The organism is Rhizobium sp. PP-F2F-G48, assembly GCF_004342335.1.
Lineage (GTDB): Bacteria > Pseudomonadota > Alphaproteobacteria > Rhizobiales > Rhizobiaceae > Ferranicluibacter.
Window position 1 is genome coordinate 995,110 of the sequence record NZ_SLVH01000001.1, and the last position, 6,272, is coordinate 1,001,381.

A 6,272-nucleotide genomic window follows, 5' to 3' on the forward strand; every position below is an offset into this window, starting at 1 on the left:
CGCGGATTACTCGGCCGCGACAGCTTTGCGGACGGGACGACGCTCCAGCAACTCCTTCAGGAAATGGCCGGTATGCGACCGCTTCTCCTTGACGATCTGCTCCGGCGTGCCCTCGGCCACGACCTGCCCGCCACCATCGCCGCCCTCCGGACCGAAATCGAGTATCCAGTCGGCGGTCTTGATGACCTCCAGATTGTGCTCGATCACGACGACGGAATTGCCCTGGTTGACGAGTTCGTGCAGCAGTTCCAGCAGCTTCGCCACATCATGGAAATGCAGCCCCGTCGTCGGCTCATCGAGAATATAGAGCGTGCGCCCGGTCGAGCGCTTGGACAGTTCCTTGGCCAGCTTGACGCGCTGCGCTTCGCCGCCCGACAGCGTGTTGGCCTGCTGACCGACCTTGATGTAGCCGAGCCCGACCTCGTTGAGCGTTACGAGCTTGTCGCGCACCGCCGGCACGGCTGCAAAGAACTCGACGCCTTCCTCGACCGTCATGTCCAGTACGTCCGCGATCGACTTGCCCTTGAAGGTCACATCCAGGGTTTCGCGATTGTAGCGTTTCCCATGGCAGACATCGCAGGTGACGTAGACATCCGGGAGGAAGTGCATCTCGATCTTGATGACGCCATCCCCCTGACAGGCCTCGCAGCGACCGCCCTTCACATTGAACGAGAAGCGTCCGGGCTGGTAGCCCCGGGCCTTTGCCTCCGGCAGCCCCGAAAACCAATCCCGGATGGGCGTAAAGGCGCCGGTATAAGTGGCAGGGTTCGAGCGCGGCGTCCGGCCGATCGGCGACTGGTCGATATCGATGACCTTGTCGATATGTTCGAACCCGTCGATGCGGTCGTGATCGGCCGGAATTTCGCGCGCGCCCATCACCCGTCGCGCCGCCGATTTGTAGAGCGTTTCGATGAGAAAGGTGGACTTGCCGCCACCGGAGACGCCCGTCACGGCGGTGAAGACCCCGAGCGGGATGGACGCCGTGACATTCTTCAGATTGTTGCCGCGGGCACCGACGACGGTCAGTTCCTTTTTCTTCTTCGGCTTGCGCCGCTCGGCAGGCACCGAGACAGAAAGGTCGCCCGAGAGATATTTGCCTGTCAGAGAAGTAGGGTGATCGATGATCTCCTGCGGCGTGCCGGAAGCCACGACCTGGCCGCCATGAATGCCGGCAGCCGGACCGATATCGACAACATAGTCGGCCGTCAGAATCGCGTCTTCGTCGTGCTCGACCACGATGACGGTATTTCCAATGTCGCGCAGATGCCGCAGCGTATCGAGAAGGCGCGCATTGTCACGCTGATGCAGGCCGATCGACGGCTCGTCCAGCACGTAGAGCACGCCCGTCAGGCCCGATCCGATCTGCGAGGCGAGCCGGATGCGCTGGCTTTCGCCGCCCGACAAGGTACCGGAATTTCGCGAAAGACTGAGGTAATCCAGCCCGACATCGTTCAGGAAGCGCAGGCGATCGCGAATCTCCTTCAGGATCCGAACGGCAATCTCGTTCTGCTTCTCCGTTAGGCGGGCGGGCAGATCCTCGAACCAATCCCGCGCGACGCGGATCGACATGTTCGTCACCTCGCCGATTTGAAGCCGGTCGATCTTGACGGCCAGCGCCTCGGGCTTCAGCCGGAAACCTTTGCAGGCCGGGCAGGGGGCTGCCGACATGTAACGCTCGATCTCCTCGCGCGCCCAGGCCGATTCGGTTTCTTTCCAGCGCCGTTCGAGGTTGGGGACGATCCCTTCGAACGTCTTCGTGGTGTTGTACGAGCGTGCGCCATCCGCATACTGGAACACGATCTTTTCGTCCGTCCCGCGCAGGATCGCCTTTTTCGCAGCATCCGACAGATCCGCCCAGGTGCTGCTCAGCTTGAAGCCGAACGCCTTGCCGAGCGCTTCCAGCGTTTGATTGTAGTAAGGCGACGACGATTTGGCCCAGGGGGCGATCGCCCCGTTTTTCAGGGTCCGATCGTGTTCCGGAACGATGAGGGCCTCGTCGATCTTCTGCTGACTGCCGAGGCCGTCGCAGGTGGAGCAGGCACCGAACGGATTGTTGAAGGAAAACAGCCGCGGTTCGATCTCGGAAATCGTGAAGCCGGAGACGGGGCAGGCGAATTTCTCCGAAAACAGCACCCGCTCATGCGTCTCGTTGAGCGATTTGTTCGCGGAGCCGCCGGCCGAGGTCTCCTTCTCGGGCAGAGGCTTGTCGGCAAATTCGGCTATCGCAAGACCATCGGCCAGCCTGAGCGATGTTTCCAGACTGTCGGCCAGCCGCGCAGCAATATCGCCGCGCACGACCAGGCGATCGACCACCACATCGATATCGTGCTTGTATTTCTTGTCGAGCGCGGGGACATCGGCGATCTCGTAGAACTGGCCATCGACCTTGACGCGCTGAAAGCCCTTTTTCATCAGCTCCGCGAGTTCTTTCTTGTACTCGCCCTTACGGCCCCGGATCATCGGCGCGAGGATGTACAGGCGAGCGCCTTCCTCCATCGCAAGGATACGGTCAACCATCTGGCTCACCGTCTGGCTCTCGATTGGCAGCCCGGTCGCCGGCGAATAGGGGACACCGACGCGCGCGAAAAGAAGGCGCATATAGTCGTAGATCTCCGTCACCGTTCCCACGGTCGAGCGGGGGTTCTTCGACGTCGTCTTCTGTTCGATCGAAATTGCGGGCGAAAGACCTTCGATCAGGTCCACATCCGGCTTCTGCATCATCTCCAGAAACTGGCGCGCATAGGCCGACAGGCTCTCGACGTAGCGCCTCTGCCCTTCCGCATAGATCGTGTCGAAGGCGAGCGACGATTTTCCCGACCCGGAAAGGCCGGTCATCACGATCAGTTTGTTGCGCGGGAGATCGAGGTCGATACCCTTGAGATTGTGCTCCCGCGCACCGCGGATCGAGATGGTCTTGAATTCGCTCATGGTCAAACGCTCTGTATGGGGACGAAGCCCTTACTTAAGATCAATACTTCATATGTCGACCCGGCCTCGGGCGAAACCGCAATTCGAACGTCCCGGTCCGGGCAGGCTCGTTGAGCATCGGAAGCCCGGCGCGTGCATGGTTGACAGGATCATAACGAAGAATTAGAACAAATAAAGAACAAATTTGCAAACTGTTGTGGATTGCCGCGGGTCGAGGGCGAAAAGCCAGATCCAACAGCGTAGGCTTTGCGCACATTGCGGGACGTTGGGCCGCTTTCAGGAGACAGGACAAAGAGATGGCTGGTAGCGTAAACAAGGTGATCCTCATCGGAAATGTCGGGGCGGACCCGGAAATCCGGCGGACGCAGGACGGAAAGCCGATCGCGAACCTGCGCATCGCCACGTCCGAAAGCTGGCGCGACCGAAATTCGGGCGAGCGACGCGAGAAGACCGAGTGGCATACGGTCGTCGTTTTCAACGAGGGCCTGTGCAAGGTCGTCGAACAATATGTGAAGAAGGGCGCCAAGCTTTATCTCGAAGGCGCCTTGCAGACACGCAAATGGCAGGACAAGGACGGCAACGACCGCTATTCCACCGAAGTGGTGCTTCAGGGCTTCAATTCGACGCTGACCATGCTGGATGGCCGTGACGGCGGCGGCGGTAGTGGTGGTGGAAACCGTGGGAGTTCGGATTACGGCGGGGGCAGCGGACCGAACTATGGCGACGATTTCGATCGTCCGGCCCAGTCGTCCGGCGGTCGTTCGGGCGGCAGCACCGGCGGGGCGAGCGGTGGCTTCTCGCGCGATCTGGATGACGACATTCCGTTCTGATTCCGTCTTGGACACCGAGTGTCAAATAGCCTTTTCGCCGTTGCGAGCCTGCTTGCGACGGCGTTTCTTATTGCCGGAGCGATGAACGCTGATCTCAAGGTCTGTCCTTTCGGAAAGGACCTCGCCGCAAGCAACGCATCTGAACGAATTCGCCTTTTCGTCGATGAACGGTTCACTTCGGCGGAATGGCACTTGCAGAACACATGAGGAACATATAACACTGTTCTTGCTTTGTTTCGTGACTTTGGAGTCGTTTGATCATGCTGACCCGCAAGCAACAGGAATTGTTGATTTTCATTCATGAGCGCATGAAGGAATCGGGTGTTCCGCCATCGTTCGACGAGATGAAGGATGCTCTGGAACTGGCCTCCAAGTCCGGCATCCATCGGCTGATCACGGCGCTCGAAGAGCGTGGCTTTATCCGGCGCTTGCCAAACAGGGCGCGGGCGCTCGAGGTGATCAAGCTGCCGGACGCCTATCTCGCGTCGACACCGCCGAAGCGGGGGTTTTCACCGAGCGTCATTCAGGGAAGTCGCCCGTCCTCTGTCCCGGAAACACCGGCGAAGGCTGCCATTGGCGTCGGAAACGATAACAGCGTCTCCGTTCCTGTCATGGGTCGGATTGCTGCCGGCGTGCCGATTTCCGCTATCCAGAACAACACGCATGACATTGCCGTTCCCGCTTTCATGCTCGGCAGTGGCGAGCATTATGCGTTGGAAGTTCGGGGGGACTCGATGATCGAAGCGGGCATTCTCGATGGCGATACCGTCATCATCCGGAGTGCGAACAGCGCCAGCCCGGGCGAGATCGTCGTGGCCTTGGTCGATGACGAAGAGGCGACCTTGAAACGCTTCCGCCGCAAGGGAGCCTCTGTCGCTCTGGAGGCGGCCAACCCGGCCTATGAGACGCGGATTTTCGGACCGGACCGGGTCAAGGTTCAGGGAAAGCTTGTCGGCTTGATCCGCCACTACCAGTAAAAAGGATATGGTTTCCGGCGAGGGGTGGCCGATTGGAGGCGTCGGTCTCCAGGGCAAGCATCGGTTTTCCTCGTCCTGAATTCCTCGTCCTGTCCGCTTCGATAGTGACCTCGCGCCGTGCATTTCATCAATGCGCGGTTTGCTTGTTTCTCATGGTGCGGCCTTCTTTCTGTTGCTTTCGTTCGACAAGGATGGAGGCGGGGATTGCTATTCTCGAAACCGTTGGGGAGGCGAAGAGGATACGAGAAGCGGATGCAGGCACTCGGCTCGCGAGATCCAGCGGCACGCGTTTTTCAGAGAAATCTGCACGATGGAGAAGCAGACGGAACTGCTTGCGGACATCGGCGTTAACCGGCCGAACACTGCGGAGACCGAGATGCCGGGAACATTGGAAAGTTTTGAAGTCCTGGTCTTCGACGATCGCGAAGGCGAGATTTCGCTATCCGATCGACCATTGAGCATCAAGACCGCCGATGAAGCCCGCGCTTTGGCCAGTCGTCTTGCACGCGGACATGCGGGCACGGCAGTCGTCTCAAGGCGGGGCAACACAGCGATTGGCGAAGCCGGCCCAGCCCTCGTTCTTGAGCAGCATGGTCGGATCGGCGATTTCGACTGAAGATCGCTGATAAAGGATCGCTGGCAATGGCGCCGTACCATCTCTTTTCAAGCGCAGACCGTGCGCAAAGGATCACGCTATGAGAATGATTTTCGTCGGGATGCTAGCATCCGTCCTTAGTATCCTCGTGATCAAGTACGCCAACAACGATCTCGGCAATGGCGTTCCCATGACGACAGTTGGAGCAGCCAGCTCACTCTAAAGCCCAACGTCTGTCTGGCTGCTTCCACTATTGTTGATTCCGGCATCTTTCGGCACAACGGCGTCCGCTATTCGTGAATGGTATAGGATCCCATCTCGCACAGGTTTTGCTTGTCTTCAGTCGTCGCCAAGTCTGACCCCTCCTCGAACTCGAACCGCATGTCGTAGTCGCAAACGTCGCGTCCGTCCGCGATCGTCAGTTCGATCGTCTCGCCAGGACTGAGCACCTGCTCTCCGAAGACGTCCCTCTCCCAGTCGCTGACGCCGACGGGTGACGTGTAGAATCGCGTGAGAACCGATTGCGTACCGTTCTTCAGCGTGAAGACAAGATCTTCCGCTTGCGCGGGGTTTGACAAGAAGGTGGCGCTCACCAAGAGGGCGCCTGCCATGCAGTTTTTTGTGATCATGTCGTTCAGTCTCCTCCCCAGGAAATTCGATTGCGTCCGTTCGAGTACGCTAATCGAAGAATAGCGAAGGCCTCATCACTTTCAATCGATTTGTCGCGCACCTGTCCGAGATGACGGCTTTCCTTTTTTGGCATTGCACTAGGCTCAGGACTCATAAAATTCACAGCCAGAAGATAACAGCGGCTGCGATGCAGATGCTCGAGAAGAAGGTATGTGCACAGCGGTCGTAGCGGGTGTGAATGCGCCGCCAGTCCTTGAGCCTGCCGAACATGTTCTCGATTTTGTGGCGCTTCTTGTAGAGAACAGGATCGTG

At 59.0% G+C, this 6,272-nt stretch carries 6 protein-coding genes; 3 read left to right on the top strand and 3 right to left on the bottom strand.

Going from position 1 to position 6,272, the window contains the following annotated elements; all coding sequences use genetic code 11:
- Positions 1-6 precede the first annotated feature (6 nt).
- Positions 7-2,928: an excinuclease ABC subunit UvrA gene (gene uvrA / locus C8J36_RS04505; RefSeq protein ID WP_132532910.1), complete on the bottom strand. Its 2,922-nt coding sequence runs from the start codon at positions 2,926-2,928 to the stop codon at positions 7-9.
- Between the two features lie 296 nt (positions 2,929-3,224).
- On the opposite strand from uvrA, the gene C8J36_RS04510 reads away from it, so the two are divergent.
- The 3 genes from C8J36_RS04510 (at position 3,225) to C8J36_RS04520 (ending at position 5,351) form a co-directional block, all read left to right on the top strand.
- Positions 3,225-3,758 (top strand): single-stranded DNA-binding protein, encoded by a 534-nt coding sequence (locus C8J36_RS04510; RefSeq protein WP_062593140.1) that lies wholly within the window; start codon positions 3,225-3,227, stop codon positions 3,756-3,758.
- A gap of 260 nt (positions 3,759-4,018) precedes the next feature.
- Complete coding sequence (lexA, locus tag C8J36_RS04515) at positions 4,019-4,735, top strand: transcriptional repressor LexA (RefSeq protein ID WP_132532912.1); 717 nt, start codon at positions 4,019-4,021, stop codon at positions 4,733-4,735.
- Positions 4,736-5,045: 310 nt separating this feature from the next.
- A complete protein-coding gene (locus C8J36_RS04520) occupies positions 5,046-5,351 on the top strand; it encodes a hypothetical protein (RefSeq protein ID WP_132532914.1) in 306 nt (101 codons plus the stop codon).
- Between the two features lie 269 nt (positions 5,352-5,620).
- Here C8J36_RS04520 and C8J36_RS04525 read toward each other — a convergent pair whose 3' ends face one another.
- Together C8J36_RS04525 and C8J36_RS04530 are read right to left on the bottom strand one after the other, a co-directional pair.
- Complete coding sequence (locus C8J36_RS04525) at positions 5,621-5,941, bottom strand: hypothetical protein (protein ID WP_132533060.1); 321 nt, start codon at positions 5,939-5,941, stop codon at positions 5,621-5,623.
- Between the two features lie 178 nt (positions 5,942-6,119).
- A partial coding sequence (locus C8J36_RS04530; RefSeq protein ID WP_132532916.1) for a transposase occupies positions 6,120-6,272 on the bottom strand: 153 nt, incomplete at its 5' end.